3 protein-coding genes are annotated in these 3,684 nt (G+C 73.8%); all 3 read left to right on the top strand.

The genetic code is table 11. The features are described 5' to 3' along the window. A partial coding sequence (locus VGR37_08855) for an acyl carrier protein (protein HEV2147500.1) occupies positions 1-406 on the top strand: 406 nt, incomplete at its 5' end. A 37-nt stretch (positions 407-443) separates the two neighbouring features. Further along, positions 444-2,141: an FAD-dependent oxidoreductase gene (locus tag VGR37_08860; GenBank protein ID HEV2147501.1), complete on the top strand. Its 1,698-nt coding sequence runs from the start codon at positions 444-446 to the stop codon at positions 2,139-2,141. A gap of 37 nt (positions 2,142-2,178) precedes the next feature. Then, positions 2,179-3,684, top strand: a 1,506-nt coding sequence (locus tag VGR37_08865) for a beta-ketoacyl synthase N-terminal-like domain-containing protein (protein HEV2147502.1), incomplete at its 3' end; no start/stop codon positions are given.

Below are 3,684 nucleotides of genomic sequence, written 5' to 3' on the forward strand. Positions count from 1 at the left end.
GCCCGAGGGCGAGCGGCGCGCCGTCCTCGGCGAGCACGTGCGGGCCACGGTGGTCGCGGTGCTGGGGCTGGACCCCGCGCGCCCGCTGGAGCGCGGGCGCCCGCTCAAGGAGATGGGGCTCGACTCGCTCACCGCGGTGGAGATCCGCAACGCGCTGAGCGCCGCGGCCGGGCACCCGCTCCCCGCCACCCTGCTCTTCGACCACCCCACGGTGGACGCGCTCGCCGCCTTCCTGGCGCGCGAGGTGTTCGGGGTGGAGCCGGCCGAGGGCGCGGCTCCGGCCGCCGCTCCGGAGGACGATACCCTGGCCGCCGCGCTCGCCGAGGTGGAGGCGAGCCGCGGAGACGAGCTGGCGCTGCTCCTCGCGGGGGAGCTGGACCTCATCGAAGGCGGCCGGCAGGGATGACGGCCGCCGGACCACACACGCACACGACCGGGTGCAGATGAACGAGCTGACGCTGCCGCGCAGCGGCGCCGCCCGCGAGGGCGAATACGACGTGGTGATCATCGGGGCCGGGATCTCCGGGACGCTCCTGGCCGCCATCCTGGCGCGCCACAAGGCCCGGGTGCTGATGGTGGACGCGGGGACGCACCCCAAGTTCGCCGTCGGCGAGTCCACGGTGGGGCACACCTCCACCGTGCTCCAGGTGATCTCCGAGCGCTACGACGTGCCCGAGATCGGGCACCTGGCCTCGTTCCACGGGATCCGGCGGCACATCACCACCGCCTGCGGCGTGAAGCGCGGGTTCGGCTTCGTGTACCACCGCGAGGGGGAGCAGCGCGCCGACGAGTGCAACCAGTTCGTGATCCCGCCGCTCCTGCACGGCCCGGAAAACCACCTGTTCCGGCAGGACGTGGACGCCTACATGATGCACGTGGCCGTCCGCTACGGCGCCGAGGTGCGCCAGCAGACCCGCATCGCCGACGTGGAGATCGGCGACGACGGCGTGCGGATCGAGATCGAGGGCGGCGAGCCGGTGCGCTGCCGCTACGTGGTGGACGCCAGCGGCCACGGCTCGCTCCTGGGGAGGAAGCACGGGCTGCGGGAGAACCCCACCCGCTGCAAGCACCACGCGCGCTCCCTCTTCACCCACATGGTGGGGGTGAAGCGCTACGACGACTGCGTGCAGCCGGCCGGCAAGCACGGCATGCCGGTGCCGTGGTACCAGACCACCCTGCACCACTTCTTCGAGGGCGGGTGGATCTGGGTGATCCCCTTCGACAACCACCGCTACGCCACGAACCCGCTGTGCAGCGTGGGGCTCACCGTGGACCCCCGGAAGTTCCCGAAGCCGGACGGGGACCCCGAGGCCGAGTTCCGGGAGTTCATCCAGCGCTTCCCCAGCGTGGCCGCGCAGTTCGAGGACGCGCGCACCATCCGCAAGTGGGTCTCCACCGACCGGCTGCAGTACTCGTCCACGCGCACCGTGGGCGACCGCTTCTGCCTGATGTCGCACTCCGCCGGGTTCATCGACCCGCTCTTCTCGCGCGGGCTGGCGAACACCATGGACGTCATCAACTCCTTCGCCGACCGGCTCCTGGAGGGGCTAGCGGTGGACGACCTCTCCGCCGAGCGCTTCGAGTTCATCGAGCGGCTGCAGCAGGGGCTGATCGACTTCAACGACCAGCTCGTGCACTGCTCGTACATCTCGTTCCGCGACTATCGGCTCTGGAACGCCTGGGTGCGCGTGTGGGCGCTGGGCGAGGCTGCGCTCGACCAGATGCGCCTGCTGAGCGCCTACGCCCGCTTCCGCGCCACCGGCGACCGCAGCGTCTTCCGCACCCTGGACGACGTGCGCTACCCCGGCCTCGCCTGCCCCACCCACGACGGATACAAGCGGATGTGGGAGGACTCCGTGGCCGACATGGAGGCGGTGGACGCGGGGACGCTGGACCCGGGCACGGCCGCGGACCGGATCTTCGCGCGGCTGGAGGAGGCCAACCTGTCCCCCCCGGCCATCGGGCTGGCGGACCCCGCGCGGCGCCACGTGGACGGCGACCTGCTGACCAGCATGAAGGCGCTGGTGTGGGGGAAGCTCCAGGCCCCGGAGGAGATCCGGAAGAACTACTTCGGCTTCCGGACCACGGACCTCATGGGGATGACCTCCAAGAACTTCGCCGAGTTCGTCCGCGCCTACTGAGGCGCGGACGGACCCGGAACCCGACCACGGACGCGAGATGAACGGAAGCACCGGCACGCACGACCACGAGGCGCTGCTGCGCAGGGCCGCCCGGGAGCTGCGCGAGATGCGGCTCCGGCTGGAGGCGCTGGAGCGGGAGCGGAGCGAGCCCGTGGCGGTCGTGGGGATGGGGTGCCGCTTCCCGGGGGGCGCCGACTCGCCGGAGGCCTTCTGGGAGCTGCTGCGCGAGGGGCGCGACGCCATCACCGAGGTCCCGCCCGAGCGGTGGGACGCCGCCGCCCTCTACGACCCGGACCTGTCGCTCCCCTACTCGGTGAACACCCGCTGGGGCGGCTTCGTGGAGGGGATCGACGGCTTCGACCCCGAGTTCTTCGGGGTCCCCCGGCGCGAGGCCGCGGCCATGGACCCCCAGCAGCGCCTGGTGCTGGAGGTGGCGTGGGAGGCGCTGGAGCGCGCCGGGATCGCCCCGGACGGCCTGGCCGGGAGCCTCACGGGGGTCTTCGTGGGGATCTGCGGCTGGGACTACGCCTCGCTCATGGCCGAGCCCCCGGCGCGCGGGGGGACGGGGATCGCCGCCAGCATCGCCGCCAACCGCGTCTCGTACGCGCTGGACCTGGCCGGGCCCAGCATGGTGGTGGACACCGCCTGCTCCTCGTCGCTGGTGGCGGTGGACCTGGCCTGCCAGAGCCTCCGCTCGCGCGGGTGCGACCTGGCGCTGGCCGGGGGGGTGAACGCGGTCCTTTCCCCCTGGTGGGTCGTCAGCCTCTCGCAGGCGGGGATGATGGCCTCCGACGGGCGCTGCAAGACCTTCGACGAGCGGGCCGACGGCTACGTGCGCGGCGAGGGGTGCGGGATCGTGGTGCTGAAGCGCCTCTCCGACGCCCTGCGCGACGGCGACGAGGTGCTGGCCACCATCCGTGGCTCGGCGGTGCGCCAGGACGGCCGCAGCAACGGGCTGACCGCCCCCAGCGGCCCGGCGCAGGAGGGGCTGCTGCGCGAGGCGCTGCGCCGCGCCGGGGTGGCCCCCGGCGAGGTGGGCTACGTGGAGGCGCACGGGACGGGCACCGCGCTCGGTGACGCCATCGAGGCCGGGCCGCTGCGCCGCGTCCTGTCCGAGGGGCGCGCGCCGGACTCCCCCTGCCGGGTGGGCTCGGTGAAGACCAACATCGGCCACCTCGAGGCCGCCGCCGGGATCGCCGGGCTCATCAAGGCGGTGCTGGCGCTCCGCCACGAGGAGGTCCCGCCGCACCTGCACCTGCAGCGGCTCTCGCCCAAGGTGGAGCTGGGCGACACGCTCCGCATCCCCACCGCGCCCGCCCCCTGGCCGCGCGGCGAGCGTCCCCGGTACGCCGGGGTCTCCTCCTTCGGCTTCGGGGGGACGCTGGCACACGTGGTCCTGGAGGAGGGCCCGCTCCCCGCCGAGGCCACGCCGGAGGAGCAGGACGCGCGCGGGGAGCACGTCCTCCCCCTGTCGGCGCGGAGCGGGCCGGCGCTGCGGGAGCTGGCGGGGCGCTGGGCCGCCGCCCTGGGCGAGGGGGTGCCG

The sequence above is a fragment of the Longimicrobiaceae bacterium genome, from assembly GCA_035936415.1.
Lineage (GTDB): Bacteria > Gemmatimonadota > Gemmatimonadetes > Longimicrobiales > Longimicrobiaceae > JAFAYN01.